The organism is Pseudazoarcus sp. NS34, from assembly GCF_059703725.1.
The window spans coordinates 18,980-36,693 of the sequence record NZ_BAAKIZ010000001.1; the positions used below are offsets into that span (position 1 = coordinate 18,980).

Consider the following 17,714-nt stretch of genomic DNA (forward strand, 5'->3'; position numbering starts at 1 on the left):
GCCCGGCCATGCCGGGCTTTTTTCTTGCTGCGACGGCGCAGCGTTCAGTTCTGCTCCGGATCGAGCATCGACTGGTCGATCTCGACGCCGTAGCGCTTGCGCAGCGCACGCACGAAGGCGGCGAACTCCTGCTCGGCCACGAGGTTGTCGTACTGTCGCGCCAGCGCGCGCACCTCCGGTGCGTCGTCGGCGATATCGAGCTTGCCCGCGCTCTCCACGCGGAACACCACATAGCCACCGTCCGGCATGTGCGCACCGGCATACGCCGGCAGCGTCTCGGCATCCACCGAAAAGACCGCACGCAAGGCCTGTCCCGGCAGCGTAGGCGCACCGCGCTGCTCGGCGTAGGCATCGCTCCAGCGGCCACTAACCTGCTCGCCGGCGCGCAGCTTTGCCAGAGCCTCTTCCCCGCGTTCCAGCGCAATGCGTGCGCCCTCGTCGGCGCGCAGGCGGGTGCGGATGGCCTCGCTCACTTCTTCGAGCGGCATCTGCGTGGCTTCTTCATATTCGACCACGCGAGCCGAAACCATGACACCACGCTCGACTTCGACTGCCGGCACGTTCTCGCCACTGGCACGCGTCTCCGGGTCGAACAGTGCGTTGATCAGGCGCGGGTCGTCATACCCGGCAATCTCGGCGCTGTCGCGCGAAATCCAGTCGCTGCGGCGCACTTCCAGCCCGAGCGCTTCAGCTGCCGGCGCCAGACTGTCCGGCTGTTCATACACGGCATTGGCGAACTGCTCGGCCAGCTCGGGCAGGCGGCGCGAAACTTCCTGTGCCAGCAGTTCATCGGCGATCTCGTCGCGCACTTCGTCGAAGGGGCGCAGGTCGGCCGGCTTGATTTCGGTGACCTCGATGATGTGGAAACCGAAATCGGTGCGGACCACGTCGCTCGTCTTGCCGACCTCACCGTCGAAAACCGCCTTCTCGAACTCGGGCACCATCGCGCCGGGGCCAAAGAAGCCCAGATCACCACCGCGGCTGGCGGAACCCGGATCCTGCGACTCGCGCTTGGCGATCTCCTCAAAACGCTCGGGATTGGCGCGCACCTCGGCGAGCAGCTCATTTGCCTTGGACTGAGCCTGCTCGATTTCGGATTCGCTGGCCGACGACGGCGCACGGATCAGGATGTGACGGGCACGACGCTCTTCCGGCACCCCGTAGCGCGAGGAATTGCCTTCGTAGAATGCGCGCAGGCGGCCGGCGTCGAGGTTGATATCGCGGCCCACCGCGGCGGCGTCCAGCACCAGGTAGTCGGCCTTCAGGCGGGGCGCCCGCTTGAAGGCTTCGGCGTTGTCACGATAGAAGTCTTCGACCGTCTCGTCGGAGATGGTCACGTCCGCCTCGTATCGCTCACGCGGGAACGACAGCTCGCTGATCACCCGCTCTTCGAGCTGGATATCCACCAGCCCCTTGACTGCTGCACGGCCGGCAAACGCCGAACGGCCAACGCCCTGCACCACCTGCTCCTGACGCAGATCCTGCGCCAGGGTGTACTCGAACATCGCGACGTTGGTGTTCTGGGAAGCTACAAAGCGCTCGTAGCGTTCGCGCGAGAACTGTCCGTCGACCTGGAATGCGGCCTCTCCGGCGATCAGCTCCTGCAGCTGCACAGCCGGCACGTTGATGCGGCTCTCGGCCATGAACAGCTGCACGGCGCGGTCGTTGATCATGCCTTCGAGCACCGCCTGGCGGAATTCGCGCGTCCTGAACAGCGCCGCATCGACCTGCCCTTCGCTGTCCCGACGGATGCGTTCCTGACGCTCCTGCAACTGGCGATCAAATTCGACCGTGTTGATGGTGGAGTCGCCGACGCGGGCGACTTCGCCGCCTCCAGGACCATCGCTGAAATAGGCGTCCATGCCGAACAAGGCGAGCGGAACCACCAGAATCGCGAGAACGATCTGAGCGAGGCGTTTGTTGTTGCGGATGAAGTCGAACATCGATGTCTTCCGTACTGAACGGCGCGGGAAATTCGTTCCGGCCCTGCGTCCTGAACGCGGGCAGAACGCCAAAGCTGAGCATTATCGCATTCCCCGCGGCGCGGAGCCACCGTAGCGCAGGCACTACAACCCGTTACTGCTGCAGCGCAGCGCCTATAATCGGGCATGCTCGCGACTTTCCGACTCCAGCTTGGCATTGCCGCCCTGTACGGGATTGTCGGCTGGCTGTCACTGCAGATTCTGGTCCCCACCGGTTACGTAGCACCGGTTTATCCGTCTGCCGGCGTCGCACTCGGTGCGATCCTGCTGTTTGGCTATCGCCTCTGGCCGGCAGTGCTGGTCGGCGCCCTGATCACCAATGCCATCGCCTCCGTCTATTCCGGCCTCACGCCGGGGCCGGGCATCCTCGTCAGCGGAGCCGGGGCCGCGCTGCAGGCGGTGGCCGGTGCGTGGCTGGCTCGACGCCTGATCTCCTTTCCGAATCCGCTCGACTCCCCGCGCAACATCGGCCGCCTACTGTTCATCGTGGCGCCGGCCAGCAGCCTGATCAATTCCACGCTATCCACCCCTGCACTGCTTTTATCCGGCGTCATCGCGCCCGACCAAGCGCTCTCCAGCTGGGGCTCCTGGTGGCTGGGCGACACGCTTGGCGCACTCGTCGCGCTGCCCTTGATGTTCGTTTTTCTGGCGAAACCTGCCGACCTGTGGCGCCCGCGCCGGCTGGCCGTCACCGTGCCGCTGGTGCTGGTGGCCCTGCTCACAACGGTGGTGTTCGACCGGCTGGAGCGTGCCGAGAACCTGCGCATCAAGAACCAGTTCGAGCGCGATGCCGAGAACATTGCCACGCTGATCGAGAAGCGCCTGCTCGCCCAGACCGATGCCCTGCGCGCGCTCGAACGCTTTGCGGCGCTCAGCAGGGATTTCGACCGCGACGACTTCCGCGCATTCACACAGGCTTTGCTCGAACAGAACCCGGGCACCCAGAACTTCAGCTGGAACCCACTGATACGCAGCGCCGAGCGCAGCCGCTTCGAACAGGCCGGGCGCGCTGAAGGCGCCGGCGACTTCAGCATTCTCGATCGCGACGACGCGAGCCCAAAACGCACCGCTGTGGCGGCTGAGCGCAGCGAATACCTGCCCATCGACTTCGTCGAGCCCTTGGCAAGCAACCGGGGCGTCCTCGGCTTCGACCCGCTGTCGATGCGCAACACCGCAGCGGCCATTGCCGACACGCGCGGCCACGGCCGCCCAACCGCCAGCGATGCATTCACCCTGACTCAGGAGCGCGGAGACCAGCGCGGCGTCGTGGTGTACCAGGCCGTTCAACGCCGAAGCGCTGACGGTGCTGCACGCTTCATCGGCATCGTCAGCATGGCCTTCCGCATGGACGACGCGCTGGCGGCAACCCTTGGGGATTTACCCGCACGCCGCATTGCCCTGTGCCTGCTCGACACGTCAGCCCCGACCAGCAACAGCCGTCTGTCCGGCCCGGCCGGGTGCGAAGCCGCGGACTGGCTGGGCAAGCCGCTCTCGCGCAGCTTCAGCCTGCCCTTCGCCGAGCGCCCGTGGGAGATCCGCCTGCTCGCGGAAGCGGGCTACGCCGAAGGGCTGCGCACCCTCACGCCGTGGCTGTCGATCGTCACCGGCATCCTGTCGGCCGGCATCCTCGCCGCTTTTCTGCTGATGACCTCGGGCCATGCCCGACGCGTCGAACGCATGGTCGAACAACGCACGCGCGAGCTTGCGGCCGCCAGCGACGATCTGCGCGCCCAGCGCGCAGCGCTCAATCGCGCCCAGGAGATCGCGCGCATGGGCAGCTGGGAGATCGACACCCACAGCGGCGCACTGCATGGCTCCGACGGCCTGCGCAACCTGCTGCCACTGCCCAGCGGCGAAGAGCTGCGCTACGACGATCTGCTGGCAGCCGTCGACGCCACCGACAGGCCCCGCCTGGACCGGGCCGTGAGCGCAATACGCAATGGCGGCCTCAGCATCACACTGGACTGCCACCCGAATGACGCACAGACCACCACGCTGCAGTTCGTCATCGACATCGAGAACCTCGGCGCCGAACACGAACGCGTGGTCGGCACGGCGCAGGACGTTTCCGGTGCGCGCAAGGCCGCGGCCGACATCCAGCAACTGGCGCATTACGACTCGCTCACCGGCCTGCCCAACCGCATGCTGTGGACGCTGCGCGCCACCGCCGCGCTGCAGGTGGCGCGGCGCCACAACGACGCGCTGGCCGTGCTGTTCCTTGATCTCGACCACTTCAAGACGGTGAATGATTCGCTCGGCCACAACGCTGGCGACGCCCTGCTCAAGTCCGTTGCCAGCCGCCTGTCGCAGTGCGCGCGCGAGGAAGATCTGCTGGCGCGCCTGGGCGGCGATGAGTTCGTGGTATTGCTGCCGCGCCTGGCAAAGCGCGAAGACGCCGACCTGGTGGCGCAGAAAATGCTCGACAGCATGAGCGCTCCGGTCGAAGTCGGCGGCCACGTGCTGCAACCGTCGATCAGCATCGGTATCGCGCAGTTCCCGGACGACGGCCAAGATGTCGAGACGCTGCTCAAGCACGCCGACACCGCGATGTATGGTGCCAAGAACGCGGGGCGCAGCACCATCCGCCACTTCATCGAATCGATGAACACCCGCGCGCTCGAGCGCCTGACCATCGAGAACGGCCTGCGCCGCGCCATCGAGCGCGACGAGCTGACGCTGCACTATCAGCCGCAGTACGATGCCGTCGCCGAGCGCTTCGTCGGCGTTGAAGCCCTGCTGCGTTGGGATGCGCCGGAGCTGGGCGGCTTGATTCCGCCGGACCGCTTCATCCCCATTGCGGAAGAAACCGGCATCATCCTGTCACTCGGCGACTGGGTGCTGCGCGAGGCCTGTACCCTGCAGCGCAACTGGCAGGACACGTCGAACGACACCCTGCTGATCGCGGTGAATATCTCCGCAATCCAGTTCAACCACCCCGACTTCGTCGAACGCGTGTCGCGCATCCTCGAAGCAACCGGCGCCGATCCGCACTGCATCGAGCTCGAAATCACCGAAACCGCGATCATGGGGTCGGGCGACGAACTGGTGGACCGCCTCAACCAGTTGCGCAAGCTTGGCCTGACACTGGCGCTCGATGACTTCGGCACCGGCTATTCCAGCCTCGGCCGCCTGCACCGCCTGCCCATCACCCGTCTCAAGCTCGACCGCTCCTTCGTGCAGTACCTGCCCGGCGATCTGGACAACGCGGCGATTGCCAACGCAACCCTGTCGATGGCGCGCGCGCTCAAGCTCGAAGTGGTGGCCGAAGGCATCGAAACCGTCGCGCAGAAGGCCTACCTTTTCGCACGCGGCTGCCGGCTGATGCAGGGCTACTTCTACAGCAAGCCGTTGCCGCTCGATGAACTCGAGCGCTTCCTCGCCGAAGACGCTGCGCGCGCCACGCCGCGCGCATGAAAAAGGCCCGGAGCCAAAGCTCCGGGCCTTTGACGCACACACTCCCGATCAGGCCTTGGCGAACACCAGCTTGCGCTCGTCCGCGTCGACCAGAATGCGGTCCTTCGCCGCGAACTGACCTTCGAGAATGGCCTTCGCCAGCGGATTCTCGATCTTCTCCTGGATCGCGCGCTTGAGCGGCCGCGCGCCGAACACCGGGTCGAAGCCGGCATCCGCAATCTCCGCCAGCGCCGCCTCGGTGATGTCCATCGTCATTTCCAGCCGCGCCAGACGCTTCTCCAGGTACTGCAACTGGATGCGCGCGATGTGGGCGATGTTCTTCTCGTCGAGCGCGTGGAACACCACCACCTCGTCGATGCGGTTGATGAACTCCGGCCGGAAGAAGGTCTTCACCTCGGCCATCACCGCCAGCTTGATGACCTGGTAATCGTCACCTGCCATGGCCTGGATCATCTGGCTGCCGAGGTTGCTGGTCATCACGATCACGGTGTTCTTGAAGTCCACCGTGCGTCCCTGCCCGTCGGTCATGCGACCGTCGTCAAGCACCTGCAGCAGCACATTGAAGACGTCCGGATGAGCTTTTTCGACCTCGTCGAACAGGATCACGCTGTAGGGCTTGCGACGCACCTGCTCGGTGAGATAACCGCCCTCTTCGTAGCCCACGTAGCCCGGCGGCGCACCGATGAGACGCGCGACCGAGTGCTTCTCCATGAACTCGCTCATGTCGATACGGATGATGTGCTCCTCCGAATCGAACAGGAATTCCGCCAACGTCTTGCACAGCTCGGTCTTGCCGACGCCGGTCGGACCAAGGAACAGGAAGGAGCCATACGGCCGGTTCTCATCCGACAGGCCGGCACGCGAGCGGCGGATGGCGTCGGAGACCATGCGCACAGCCTCGTCCTGCCCGACCACGCGCGAGTGCAGGCGCTCTTCCATGTGCAGCAGCTTCTCGCGCTCGCCCTGCATCATCTTGCTCACCGGAATACCGGTTGCGCGTGACACCACCTCGGCGATTTCCTCCGCGCCCACCTGTGTGCGCAGCAGCTTATTCGGCGACGCCTCGCTGCCGGCGGCTTCGGCTGCCTTCAACTGCGCTTCGAGTTGCGGCAACTTGCCGTACTGCAGCTCGGCGACCTTGCCGAGCTCGCCCTTGCGCTGCAGGTCGGCCATCTCGGCCTTCACGCGGTCGATCTCTTCCTTGACGTGGGCCGAGCCGGCGACCTTGGCCTTCTCGGATTTCCACACTTCCTCAAGGTCGTTGTACTCGCGCTCGAGCTTGGCGATCTCTTCCTCGATGAGCGCAAAGCGCTTCTTCGAAGCCTCGTCCTTTTCCTTCTTGACCGCCTCGCGCTCGATCTTGAGCTGGATCACGCGACGCCCGAGCTTGTCCATGACCTCGGGCTTGGAGTCGATCTCCATCTTGATGCGCGCGCCGGCCTCGTCGATCAGGTCGATGGCCTTGTCGGGCAGGAAGCGGTCGGTGATGTAGCGATGACTCAGCTCCGCCGCGGCGACAATCGCCGGGTCGGTAATCTCGACGCCGTGGTGAATCTCGTACTTCTCCTGCAGGCCGCGCAGGATCGCGATGGTCGCCTCCACCGTAGGCTCGTCCACCTGCACCTTCTGGAAGCGGCGCTCCAGCGCCGCGTCCTTCTCGATGTACTTGCGGTACTCGTCCAGCGTGGTCGCGCCGATGCAGTGCAGCTCGCCGCGCGCCAGCGCAGGCTTGAGCATGTTGCCGGCGTCCATCGCGCCCTCGGCCTTGCCGGCGCCGACCATGGTGTGGATCTCGTCGATGAACAGGATGATGCGCCCCTCATCCTTGGCGATGTCCTTGAGCACGGCCTTCAGCCGCTCTTCGAACTCGCCGCGATACTTGGCACCCGCCAGCAACGCGGCCATGTCGAGCGACATCACCTTCTTGCCCTTGAGCGTCTCCGGCACTTCACCGTCGATGATGCGTTGTGCCAGCCCTTCCACGATGGCCGTCTTGCCCACGCCCGGCTCACCGATCAGCACCGGGTTGTTCTTGGTGCGACGCTGCAGGATCTGGATGGCGCGACGGATCTCATCGTCGCGACCGATCACCGGGTCGAGCTTGCCCATGCGGGCCCGTTCGGTCAGATCCAGGCAGTACTTCGACAAGGCTTCGCGCTGGCCTTCGGCTTCCTGGCTGTCGACCGACTGGCCGCCGCGCACGGCTTCGATCGCCGCTTCCAGCGCCTTGCGTGTGACGCCGTGCTCCTTGAGCAGGCGCGAGGTTTCGCCCTTGTCCTCAAGCAGCGCGAGCAGGAACATCTCGCCAGCGATGAATTGGTCGCCGCGCTTCTGCGCTTCCTTGTCGGTGAGGTTGAGCAGCCGGCCCAGATCGCGCCCGACCTGCACTTCGCCGCCATGCCCTTCGACCTTCGGCAGACGCTCGATGGCGTTCTTCAGTGCGTTCTTGAGCGGCGGCACATTGACGCCGGCGCGCTGCAACAGCGAGGCCGTGCCGCCACCTTCCTCGTCGAGCATGGCCGCCAGCAGGTGCTGGGGCTCGATGAACTGCTGGTCGTTGCCGACCGCGATGCTCTGCGCTTCCGCGAGGGACTGCTGGAAACGAGTGGTGAGTTTGTCGAACCGCATGATCGGGTTCCTCATGTTGAATTCAGGATGAATCCAACATGGAGGCGCGCCGGCTTAATTCAAGCGTCGGGGAAAGGGTTATTTCAGCGCAGGCGCAAGTTCAAATGACGCCGCGCACCACCGAATAGACGCCCGCCACCAGCGCCGTGCCCAGCACGAAGACCCGGAACCCACGCCGCGGCACGCGCGAGCCGAGATGCCGGGCGCACCAGAAGCCGGCGAACACTGCAGGAATCATCGCCACCGCCAGCCACACTTCACGCCAGCCCATGCGGTCGAGCAGCACCAGCGCGATCGACGACATGATGCTCAGCGGAATGAAGATGGCCGACAGCGTGCCGCGCACACGCGCCGGATCAGCTCGCTGAAAGGCCACCCCCAGCGGCGGGCCACCGACACCGGTGATGGTGCCCATGCAGCCCGAGCAGAAGGTGCCGATGAAGATCGCCGGCGGGTTCGGCTGAATGTCCAGACGCAGGCAGCTGACCGCCACCGCGAGGATGATCAGCACCCCGAACATCCACTGCCAGGTGGTGGCGGTGAGCAAACCGACCAGCAGCCAGGCCGCGACCACACCGAGCGCGCCGGCCGGCAGGGCGAAGGCCAGGTCGCGAGCGACCACGGCGTGGCGGTTGGCGCGCAGCATCAGCAAGGGCACGACGCCGCCGATGATGACCAGCGGACCCGGCACCAGCAGCGGATTGATCAGGAACAGCAAGGGCGCACTGAACAGACCCACGCCATAGCCAACTACGCCCTGGATCGTGCTGCCGATGAAGACCACGAGAATGGCGAGCGCCCATTGCGTCAGATCGAGTTCGATCATCGCGGCACCGCAGAGAACATTAGGCTGGAGATTACTTTCCCTGCCCCCAGCGCTCGGCGGCCGAATCGTCGGCGTCACGCGCATCGACCCAGCGTGCGCCCTCGGGGGTTTCCTCGCGCTTCCAGAACGGCGCGCGGGTCTTCAGGAAATCCATGATGAATTCGCAGGCGGCAAAGGACTCGCCGCGGTGTGCACTCGTGACCGCCACGAACACGATCTGGTCGCCCGGCATCAGGCGGCCGAAACGGTGGATGACGCGGATGCCGTCCACGTCCCAGCGACCACGCGCCTGCTCGACGATTTCCTCAAGCGCGGTCTCGGTCATGCCGGGATAGTGCTCCAGCGTCATGGCCTGCACGCCCGAGCCGTCGTTCATGTCGCGCACCAGGCCGGTAAAGGTCGCCAGCGCCCCGACCTGGTGGCGGCCTTTGGTCAGCGCCGAAATCTCGGCGCCGATATCGAAATCTTCCTGCTGCACGCTCACGGACATGACTCAGCCCCCCGTCACGGGCGGGAAAAAGGCGATCTCGTCGCCATCGGTCAGCGGCTCGTCGGCCTTGACCATGCGCTGGTTGCGCGCCATGCGGACGTTCTTCGTCGCGGCCAGCGGCGCCCACTGCTCACCGCGGCCGGCCAGATGGGCGCGCAGCTCGCCGAGCGTGGCCACACCTGCGGGCATGGCCAGGGTTTCGTCGCCGCAACCGAGCGCATCGCGCAGCGCTGCGAAATACAGGATCTTCACGGTCATATCGTTCTCAACACCTTCAGTACAACAGATCGCCATACGGCAGGTAGCGCACCGGCTCGCCGCGGGCAATGGCCGTGCCGGGCGGCATGTCGATGAGGCCGTCGGCCCACACGGTGGACGCCAGCGCGGCCGAATTCTGGTTGGCGTGCAGTTCGACCCCGTCCGGGCCGATACGTGCGCGCAGGAATTCGCGACGGCGATCCGGCTTGGGCCAATCGAAGGCGGCCGGCAGCGTGATCGCACGCGGCTCCGACTGCAGCGCGCCCTGCGTGGCCAGGATGAAGGGCCGCACCATCAGCAGGAAGGTCACAAAACTCGACACCGGATTGCCCGGCAGCCCGATGAAGGCCGCTGCGCGCACCTTGCCGTAGGCCAGCGGTTTGCCGGGCTTCATCGCGATCTTCCAAAGGTCCAGCGAGCCTTCGGCTTCGACCGCCGGCTTGACGTGGTCTTCTTCGCCGACCGACACGCCGCCACTGGTAAGAATCAGATCGTGCCCTTCGGAGGCCTCGCGCAGCGCCTTGCAGGTGGCCTCGAACTCGTCCGGCACGATGCCCAGATCCGTGACTTCACAGCCGATCTGCTCAAGCAGCGCACGCAACTGGTAGCGGTTGGAGTTGTACACACCGCCCGGCGGCAGTTCTTCGCCCGGCATGACCAGCTCCGAGCCGGTCGAAAACAGCGCGACCTTCACGCGGCGCAGCACCGGCAACTGCGCAATCCCAACGCAGGCAGCCACGCCCAGCGCAGCCGGGCCGATGCGCGTGCCGGCCTGCAGCACCACCGATCCCCGCTCGACCTCGCCACCGGCGCGGCGCACGAATTCGCCCACGCGCGGCGTGTGATCGATGCTGACGTGGTCGCCATCGACTTCGCACAACTCCTGCATTACCACCGCGTCGGCCCCCGGCGGCAGCGGCGCGCCGGTAAAGATGCGCGCCACGGTGCCGGCCTCCAGCGTGTGGCCGACGCTGCCAGCCGGAATGCGCTGGCTCACGCGCAGCTTCACGCCGGGCGTGACCTCGGCTGCGCGCACGGCGTAGCCGTCCATCGCCGACATGTCCATATCGGGGATGGAGATGGCCGAATGCTGATCGATCGCGAGCACACGGCCACGCGCGGCGTTAAGGTCGGCCAACTCGGTTTCGGTGACCGCTTGGGCGTGGCCGAGCAGTGCGGCCAACGCGTCGTCAAAGGAAAGCAGATCGGACTTCATCGTCGGGTCGGGTGCTCCAGTATGAATTGCGCAATGGCCGCCGCATCGTCGAGCGGCAGCACCGGATGCGGGCAATCGATTGCGTCCGCGGTGGCCACAGCCACCACATTGGGGTTTTCCTGCCACAGCGTGGGCTTGCCGTTGCCTTCGCGCCAGACTTCGATCTTCGGCACCGGCGCGGCCTTGAAGCCTTCGACCAGCACCACGTCGCTCGGTGCCAGCAGCCGCAACTGCTCGTCCAGCCCCGGCTCGGGCTCGCCGCGCAGTTCGTTCATCAGCACCCAGCGCTCGCCGGACAGCATCAGCACACGGGCTGCGCCGGCCTCGCGGTGGCGCCACGAATCCTTGCCCGGGCGATCCAGATCAAAGCCGTGATGGGCGTGCTTGATGACTGCAACCCGCAGGTCGCGCGCAGTGAACTGCGGAATGAGCTTCTCGATCAGGGTGGTCTTGCCGGAGCCGGACCAGCCCGCGATGCCGAACACGATCATGGGGCGGAGGTTCTGCGCGAAACGGAAGGCGCAAGCATACAACAAGCCCTTCCCACGCTGCCCGCGCGGACTGCCATAATCGCTCCATGCCGCCCGACGACGCCCTCGCCGACGAGATGATCCTGCCGACCCGGCCGATGATCGAGATCGACACGCCGCGTCTGCGTATGCGTCAGTGGCGCGCCAGCGATGTCGTGCCATTCGCCGCGATGAACGCCGATCCGCGCGTGATGGAATTCTTTCCCGAACTGATGCGCCCGCCCGAGAGCCGCGCCGTGGCGCGCCACATCCGCGATCTGATCTCGACGCGCGGCTGGGGTCTGTGGGCGGTCGAGGTGCGTGGTGGTGCGCGTTTCATCGGCTTCGTCGGCTTGCACGTACCTTCTTCCGAATTGCCGTGCTCGCCGTGCGTCGAGATCGGCTGGCGGCTCGCGCCGGCGCACTGGGGCAAGGGCTACGCCACCGAAGCCGCGCACGCAGCGCTCGAAGTCGGCTTTGCGCGCCTCGGGCTGGACGAGATCGTGTCCTTCACCTCGGCGCCCAACCTGCGCTCGCAAGCCGTCATGCAACGCCTGGGCATGGTCCGCGACGCCCACAGCTTCGAACATCCAGACGTACCCAAAGGCAGCCCGCTGCGCGAGCACGTTTTGTACCGCATGCGCCGCGAGCACTGGGAGGCGCGGTCATGAGCTCTCGCGCCTATACCTTCGCGGCCGGCGCCCACGGCGAGTGGTGCATCGAACGCATCGACACGGTGAGCGGCGAAGGCCTCGCACCCGCCCCACGTCTGACGGTTTACAACGCATTGACCGAAGCTGCGACGGGCATATGGAGCCTGCGCGGCATGCTCAGCAATGAGCGCTACGTCACGCGCACGGAGAAATCCGCGCTGCTCGCACTGCCTCCGGCCGCGGCGCCGACGCGCGCGGCGCCGACGCGCGCGGCGCTGATCCCGCTGCGCAAGTCCGCCGCATGGTGGGCCATGACGCAGGACGAACGCCGCGCCATATTTGAAGCGCAGTCGCGCCACATCACCATCGGGCTCGAACTCGGCGCCGGCATCGCGCGCCGCCTGCACCACTGCCGCGATCTGGCGGACGACGCACCCTTCGATTTCCTGACCTGGTTTGAATACGCGCCGGCAGACGAAGCGCGTTTCGACGCGCTGCTGGCCCGCCTGCGCGCAAGCGAAGAATGGCGCTTCGTGGAGCGCGAAGTGGACATCCGACTGGTCCGGCCCGGCTAGCCCGCGATCGGCGCCAAGCGCGCATCAACACGGCCTACAGAATGTCCCTGTCACAATTTGCGCGCTGCACAGCGCCACTGGCCCAAGTCCCCGCGCTAAACTGAAGCCCTGCCTTCGCTACGGAGACCCCCGGCGTGCTCACCAATTTCAAAATCGGCGACGCCTTCAAATGGGTTCGCGCCCAGGCCGTGTTCTGGTATCGCGTGGTGCGCGATTCGGGCAAGCTATGGCTCGATTGCAACGCCTTCAGCTACGCCGGCTCGCTGGCTTTCTACACGCTGTTCTCGCTGGCTCCCGTGATGATCATCGCGGTCACCTTGATCGGCCTGGTGTTCGGTGAAGAAGCCGCCCGCGGCGAGCTCTTCAATCAGCTGCAGGACATCATGGGCCCTGGCGCCGCCTCGGCCATCGAGAATGCCGTGCTGCAGTCCCGTCCGGAGCAGTCCGGCATCATGCCGACGATGCTCGGTGTCGGCGCCTTGTTCATCGGCGCCACCACGGTGTTTGCGCAGATGCAGTTTTCGCTCAACGTGATCTGGGGGGTGACTCCCAAGCCCAGCTACAACGGCGTCCTGCTGTACCTCAGAAACCGTGTGCTGTCGCTTACCGTGGTGCTGGCCATCGGCTTCATCATGCTCGTGTCGCTGTCGATCGGCGTCGCCGTGCGCTCGGCGTTACGCGCCGCAGAAACCGTCATCCCGGCGGTCGCGACCGTGCTCAGCGGGCTGGAGCTGGCGATCTCGTTCGGGGTCGTGGCCGCGCTGTTTGCGACCATCTTCAAGGTGCTCCCCGATGTGGTGCTGGGCTGGCGTGACGTGCTCATCGGCGCCGTTGTCACCGCCGTGCTGTTCTCCTTCGGCCGTTATGGCATCGCCTTGTATCTGGCCTACGCCGCCACTGCCTCGACCTATGGCGCGGCCGGCTCGGTGGTGCTGATCCTGATGTGGGTGTACTACTCGTCGCTGCTGCTGCTGTTCGGCGCCGCCTTCACCAAAGTCTATTTCCTGGCGCGTGGCCGTTTCATCATGCCGCGCAACAGCGCCGTCGTCGTCAGACGCGAGTACATCCCTCGTGAGGAGCTCGAGAAACCGTGAAAGCCGTCATCCTGCAGCATGTCCCGTTTGAGGGCCCCGGCAGCATCGCGGACTGGCTGACGGCACGAAAGACCGATGTCCAAACCGTGCAGCTGTACGCCGGAGAGGCATTGCCGGCGGCGACGGAACCGGATCTGGTCATCGCCATGGGCGGTCCGATGAGCGTCAACGACGAGTGGTTCCACGACTGGCTCGCTGACGAAAAGCGCTTTCTCGCGCAGTGCATTGCCGCCGGCAAGGCAGTGGTCGGCATCTGCCTCGGGGCGCAACTCATCGCCAGCGCGCTGGGCGCCCAGGTCGGCCCCAACGAGCATTCCGAAATCGGCTGGTTCGAGATCGAAGCCAAGCCCTCCGATGACACATTTCACTTCCCCGAGCGCGCCACCGTGCTGCACTGGCACGGCGAGACCTTTTCGCTGCCGGCCGGCGCAAAACTGCTCGCCAGCAGCGCGGCGTGTCGCAATCAGGCCTTCCAGCTCGGCGAGCGCGTCATCGGCCTGCAGTTCCACTGCGAAACCACGCCGGACAGCCTGGAGGCATTGCTCGAAGCCTGTGGCGACGAACTGGTGCCGGAGCGTTTCGTGCAGGAAGAAAGCGCCATCCTCGACGCTCTGCCGCAGCACGCGGCGAACAACCAGGCGCTGATGTCGGCCGTGCTCGACTACGTCACCCGAGGGCTGACGTGAGCGGGCCGCTCGCGGCCGACGTGGCCTGCGGCAATCTGCTCGCGACACTGCCCAATTCGGAAGGCGGCGAGGCATTCGAGAAGCTGTTCGAGGCTGCCGGCCTGCGCATCGAGCGCATCGTCTCGCACGAATACGCCAGCCCCGAAGGCTTCTGGTACGACCAGCCGCAGGACGAATGGGTGATGGTCACCACCGGCGAGGCCGTCATTGAGTTCGACGATGGCAGCCGTCGCAGCTTGCGGCCTGGCGACTGGCTGGTGCTGCCTGCCCACATGCGTCACCGCGTCGCGGCCACTTTTGGGCGTACTGTGTGGCTGACCGTGCATCACTACCGCAACAGCCGCTGAAGGTGTTTGTCGCCCTCCCCCGCTGCAGCTAAGGTGAGCCAGACGCGGCATCCGATCGCGTGCAGTCCAGGGAGCAGCCTACTCATGAGCATTCACCGCAGCGTGTTCCGCCTCATCCTGCTTGGCCTTATGCTGGCACCCGTCATCGCCGGCGCCAAACCGATGGCCTACGTGCAGTTTGTAGGCGCATACGGCGAGGACTACGGCACAGCCACCCTCACGCAAACGCCCAAGGGCGTGTCGATCAAGGCCATTCTCAAGGGCTTGCCGCCCGGCGAAGCGGTGCTGCGCATTCACACCGTGGGCGCGTGCAGCCCGCCGTTCAGTTCTGCCGGCGGGACGTTCGAAGCGGCGGGCGAGATGCCCAAGATCGACATCTCCGGCGCGGAAACCTCCGTGGAAATGCTCAACTCCCGCGTTACGCTCGAAGCCGGCAGTGCCAACAGCCTCATCGACGGCCGCGGCACCGCCCTGATCGTGCACGTGCGGCGCGGCAGCAACTCGACCATGCGCATGGCCTGCGGAGTCGTCCGCCTCTAAGGTTTTGAAACGGTAGTTGGATTGTTGCCGTGGGCGGCGGCAACTATGCTGGAGAGACGCTCGGTACTGCCGGGTTTTCACAGTTGCCAACCGTTTCGGAGACCTTCATGAAATCCATTCACACCCTGCATGCACTCGCCTTGACCGGTGGCCTGCTGCTCGGCACGTCCGCTCTTGCCGCAACAACCGCCAACGCCGAATTGAAGGGCGCCGACGGCACGAGCCATGGCAGCGCCACGCTCACGCAGACCCCGACCGGCGTCCTGATCAAGGCCACGCTCAAAGGGGTTGCACCAGGGGAACACGCGTTCCACATTCACGGCACGGGCGTATGCGAGCCCCCGTTCAGCAGCGCCGGCGGCCATTTCAACCCGCATGACAAGAAGCACGGCCTGATGGCGGCCGACGGCCCGCACGCCGGCGACATGCCGAACATTCACGTGCCGGAGTCGGGCGACCTGACCGTGGAAGTGCTCAACACCCTCGTTACGCTCGAAGACGGCAAGTCGAACAGCCTGCTCGCCGGCAAGGGCACAGCACTGATGCTGCACGCCAAACATGATGACCATGCCAGCGATCCGGCCGGCGACGCGGGCTCGCGCATCGTCTGCGGCGTCATCCGCTAACGCGCCGCACTCCACCAAAAAAACGGGGCCCGCCAGGGCCCCGTTTTTCATTGCCCGCTCTAGTGGCCGGTTGCCGCGTGCAGCGGATCGCTCAAGCCCATGACATACACGGCGATCAGGCCGATCAGACCGGCAGCCGTAACGTAGTAGAGCGTGGGCAGTATGGTCTTGCGCAAGGTGATGCCCTCACGGCCGAGCAAACCCACCGTGGCGGACGCCGCCACCACGTTGTGGATGGCGATCATGTTGCCGGCCGCAGCCCCGACCGACTGCAGCGCCACCATCATCGCGCCCGACATGCCCAGCAACTCGGCTGTGTTGAACTGGAATTGCGACAGCATCAGGTTGGATACGGTGTTCGAGCCGGCGATGAATGCGCCCAGCGCGCCGACCCATGGCGCAAAGAACGGATAGACCCCGCCCACGCTGTCGGCCACCAGTTGCGCCATCGCCACCGGCATCGACACCAGCTCAGAGCCATTCACCCCGGAGTTGATCAGGATGCGCACCATCGGAATCGTGAAGATCAGCACGAAGCCGGCCCCCAGCAGGGTCTTGCTCGATTCGCCGAAAGCCTTCACCAACTCGCCGGCGCGCATGCGGTGCAGGAAGAAGGTGATCAGCACCACCATCACCAGAACGCCGCCCGGCAGGTACAAGGGCTCAAGACTGCCGCTGACGCCCTCCTCGCCGAGGATGTTGGACCAGCCGAAAGCCAGCGACTGCAGCGCTTCTTTCACCGGCGGCACCGTGCGCGACACCACCAGCAGCACCGCCAGCAGCAGATAGGGCGCCCAGGCCTTCACTGCTGAAACAGGGGCGCGGCCGGCCACGTCATCGAGCTTCATCTCGATGCGGCCCATCCATTCGCTCGGCCACTCTTTCGGGTCGGCAAAATCCCAGGTCCTGCGTGGCACCAGAAAGCCGCGCTTGGCCGCCGGCACGACAATCGCCAGCCCCACCATGCCGCCGATCATCGACGGAAACTCGGGCCCGAGAAACACACCGGCCAGCATGTAGGGCACGACGAAGGCCACCGCCGTGAAGATTGCGAACGGGGCAATTTCGAGGCCTTCACGCCACGAGCGGTTGCGGCCAAAGAAGCGTGTCATGACCATGATCATGATCAGCGGCATCAGCACGCCGATGATGCCGTGGGTAATCGCGACCCGGCCGACGATGGTCATGAAGAACACGTCCCAGCTGCTGCCCAGCGGCACCAGCAGATCGGTCATGCCCACGCGGTCCAGGCCGGCGCCGACACCCACCAGCATCGGCGTGCCGACCGCGCCGAAGGACACCGGCGTGGACTGCACCATCATGCCCAGCACGACCGCCGTCAGCGCCGGGAACCCGAGCGCCACCAGCAGCGGCGCCACCACTGCGGCCGGCGTACCGAAGCCCGATGCACCCTCGATGAAGCAGCCGAACAACCACACCACGATCAGCGCCTGAATACGGCGGTCGGGGCTGATGTTCGAGAAGCCGGAACGAATGGCGGTAATGCCGCCCGAATGCTTGAGGGTGTTGAGCAGCAGGATGGCGCCGAAGATGATCCACAGGATGGCCGCAGTCAGGATCAGCCCCTGCAGCGTCGAGGCCAGCACCCGGTTGAAGGACATGTCCCACACCAGCAAGCCAATGACCGCGGTCGTCACATACACCATCGGCATGGCGAACTTCGCGGGCCAGCGAAAACCCAGCAGGAGCACGCCTGCCAGAACGAGCGGCACGAATGCCAGCAGTGAAAGCACGGTCTGATTCATCGTCCCGGAATCTCCAGTTGTATGCCGTATCCGTTCGACGCCGCTCCAGCCTCGGCCGGGGCGGCTGAAGCTTGCTCAGGAGGCCCGGACATCGTTCCCGCACA

General features: G+C 65.6%; 16 protein-coding genes. 8 read left to right on the top strand and 8 right to left on the bottom strand.

The window, feature by feature from the left end:
• Nucleotides 1-44: 44 nt before the first annotated feature.
• Complete coding sequence (locus tag AC6H0N_RS00110; protein ID WP_497572018.1) at nt 45-1,943, bottom strand: SurA N-terminal domain-containing protein; 1,899 nt, start codon at nt 1,941-1,943, stop codon at nt 45-47.
• A gap of 165 nt (nt 1,944-2,108) precedes the next feature.
• Here AC6H0N_RS00110 and AC6H0N_RS00115 point away from each other — a divergent pair, with 165 nt between their 5' ends.
• Nucleotides 2,109-5,396 (top strand): EAL domain-containing protein, encoded by a 3,288-nt coding sequence (locus AC6H0N_RS00115; protein ID WP_497572019.1) that lies wholly within the window; start codon nt 2,109-2,111, stop codon nt 5,394-5,396.
• Between the two features lie 48 nt (nt 5,397-5,444).
• On the opposite strand, the gene clpB is transcribed toward AC6H0N_RS00115, so the two are convergent.
• The 6 genes from clpB to mobB form a co-directional block, all read right to left on the bottom strand.
• Nucleotides 5,445-8,024 (bottom strand): ATP-dependent chaperone ClpB, encoded by a 2,580-nt coding sequence (clpB, locus tag AC6H0N_RS00120; RefSeq protein ID WP_497572020.1) that lies wholly within the window; start codon nt 8,022-8,024, stop codon nt 5,445-5,447.
• A 100-nt stretch (nt 8,025-8,124) separates the two neighbouring features.
• Nucleotides 8,125-8,850: a sulfite exporter TauE/SafE family protein gene (locus AC6H0N_RS00125; RefSeq protein ID WP_497572021.1), complete on the bottom strand. Its 726-nt coding sequence runs from the start codon at nt 8,848-8,850 to the stop codon at nt 8,125-8,127.
• Nucleotides 8,851-8,881: 31 nt separating this feature from the next.
• A complete protein-coding gene (gene moaE / locus AC6H0N_RS00130; RefSeq protein WP_497572022.1) occupies nt 8,882-9,340 on the bottom strand; it encodes a molybdopterin synthase catalytic subunit MoaE in 459 nt (152 codons plus the stop codon).
• A gap of 3 nt (nt 9,341-9,343) precedes the next feature.
• On the bottom strand, nt 9,344-9,598 hold the full coding sequence (gene moaD / locus AC6H0N_RS00135; RefSeq protein WP_497572023.1) for a molybdopterin converting factor subunit 1: 255 nt from the start codon (nt 9,596-9,598) through the stop codon (nt 9,344-9,346).
• A 16-nt stretch (nt 9,599-9,614) separates the two neighbouring features.
• Nucleotides 9,615-10,814, bottom strand: coding sequence for a molybdopterin molybdotransferase MoeA (locus tag AC6H0N_RS00140; RefSeq protein WP_497572024.1), 1,200 nt, complete (start codon nt 10,812-10,814; stop codon nt 9,615-9,617).
• Nucleotides 10,811-11,305: a molybdopterin-guanine dinucleotide biosynthesis protein B gene (mobB, locus tag AC6H0N_RS00145; RefSeq protein ID WP_497572025.1), complete on the bottom strand. Its 495-nt coding sequence runs from the start codon at nt 11,303-11,305 to the stop codon at nt 10,811-10,813. Before mobB ends, AC6H0N_RS00140 begins: the two co-directional genes overlap by 4 nt.
• A gap of 86 nt (nt 11,306-11,391) precedes the next feature.
• On the opposite strand from mobB, the gene AC6H0N_RS00150 reads away from it, so the two are divergent.
• From AC6H0N_RS00150 to AC6H0N_RS00180, 7 genes are all read left to right on the top strand, one after another.
• A complete protein-coding gene (locus tag AC6H0N_RS00150) occupies nt 11,392-11,994 on the top strand; it encodes a GNAT family N-acetyltransferase (protein WP_497572026.1) in 603 nt (200 codons plus the stop codon).
• Nucleotides 11,991-12,551 (top strand): hypothetical protein, encoded by a 561-nt coding sequence (locus AC6H0N_RS00155; protein ID WP_497572027.1) that lies wholly within the window; start codon nt 11,991-11,993, stop codon nt 12,549-12,551. Before AC6H0N_RS00150 ends, AC6H0N_RS00155 begins: the two co-directional genes overlap by 4 nt.
• Nucleotides 12,552-12,685: 134 nt before the next feature.
• Nucleotides 12,686-13,645, top strand: coding sequence for a YihY/virulence factor BrkB family protein (locus AC6H0N_RS00160; RefSeq protein WP_497572028.1), 960 nt, complete (start codon nt 12,686-12,688; stop codon nt 13,643-13,645).
• Entirely contained in the window at nt 13,642-14,331 is a 690-nt protein-coding gene (locus AC6H0N_RS00165) for a type 1 glutamine amidotransferase (protein ID WP_497572029.1), read from the top strand. Before AC6H0N_RS00160 ends, AC6H0N_RS00165 begins: the two co-directional genes overlap by 4 nt.
• Complete coding sequence (locus AC6H0N_RS00170) at nt 14,328-14,678, top strand: cupin domain-containing protein (RefSeq protein ID WP_497572030.1); 351 nt, start codon at nt 14,328-14,330, stop codon at nt 14,676-14,678. The genes AC6H0N_RS00165 and AC6H0N_RS00170 overlap by 4 nt, the downstream gene beginning before the upstream one ends.
• Before the next feature lie 84 nt (nt 14,679-14,762).
• A complete protein-coding gene (locus AC6H0N_RS00175) occupies nt 14,763-15,218 on the top strand; it encodes a superoxide dismutase family protein (protein ID WP_497572031.1) in 456 nt (151 codons plus the stop codon).
• 107 nt (nt 15,219-15,325) lie between these two features.
• Entirely contained in the window at nt 15,326-15,844 is a 519-nt protein-coding gene (locus AC6H0N_RS00180) for a superoxide dismutase family protein (RefSeq protein ID WP_497572032.1), read from the top strand.
• A gap of 59 nt (nt 15,845-15,903) precedes the next feature.
• Here AC6H0N_RS00180 and AC6H0N_RS00185 read toward each other — a convergent pair whose 3' ends face one another.
• The gene (locus AC6H0N_RS00185; protein ID WP_497572033.1) at nt 15,904-17,610 is read right to left on the bottom strand and encodes an L-lactate permease; all 1,707 of its coding nucleotides are present in this window, start codon (nt 17,608-17,610) and stop codon (nt 15,904-15,906) included.
• Nucleotides 17,611-17,714 lie beyond the last annotated feature (104 nt).

Excerpts from the sequence above, each read along its gene's own strand:
- AC6H0N_RS00155 (WP_497572027.1), top strand. The coding sequence starts at position 11,991 with ATGAGCTCTCGCGCCTATACCTTCGCGGCCGGCGCCCACGGCGAGTGG.
- AC6H0N_RS00185 (WP_497572033.1), bottom strand. The coding sequence starts at position 17,610 with ATGAATCAGACCGTGCTTTCACTGCTGGCATTCGTGCCGCTCGTTCTG.
- clpB (WP_497572020.1), bottom strand. The coding sequence starts at position 8,024 with ATGCGGTTCGACAAACTCACCACTCGTTTCCAGCAGTCCCTCGCGGAA.
- AC6H0N_RS00140 (WP_497572024.1), bottom strand. The coding sequence starts at position 10,814 with ATGAAGTCCGATCTGCTTTCCTTTGACGACGCGTTGGCCGCACTGCTC.
- moaE (WP_497572022.1), bottom strand. The coding sequence starts at position 9,340 with ATGTCCGTGAGCGTGCAGCAGGAAGATTTCGATATCGGCGCCGAGATT.
- moaD (WP_497572023.1), bottom strand. The coding sequence starts at position 9,598 with ATGACCGTGAAGATCCTGTATTTCGCAGCGCTGCGCGATGCGCTCGGT.
- AC6H0N_RS00115 (WP_497572019.1), top strand. The coding sequence starts at position 2,109 with ATGCTCGCGACTTTCCGACTCCAGCTTGGCATTGCCGCCCTGTACGGG.
- mobB (WP_497572025.1), bottom strand. The coding sequence starts at position 11,305 with ATGATCGTGTTCGGCATCGCGGGCTGGTCCGGCTCCGGCAAGACCACC.
- AC6H0N_RS00125 (WP_497572021.1), bottom strand. The coding sequence starts at position 8,850 with ATGATCGAACTCGATCTGACGCAATGGGCGCTCGCCATTCTCGTGGTC.
- AC6H0N_RS00180 (WP_497572032.1), top strand. The coding sequence starts at position 15,326 with ATGAAATCCATTCACACCCTGCATGCACTCGCCTTGACCGGTGGCCTG.
- AC6H0N_RS00150 (WP_497572026.1), top strand. The coding sequence starts at position 11,392 with ATGCCGCCCGACGACGCCCTCGCCGACGAGATGATCCTGCCGACCCGG.
- AC6H0N_RS00110 (WP_497572018.1), bottom strand. The coding sequence starts at position 1,943 with ATGTTCGACTTCATCCGCAACAACAAACGCCTCGCTCAGATCGTTCTC.
- AC6H0N_RS00175 (WP_497572031.1), top strand. The coding sequence starts at position 14,763 with ATGAGCATTCACCGCAGCGTGTTCCGCCTCATCCTGCTTGGCCTTATG.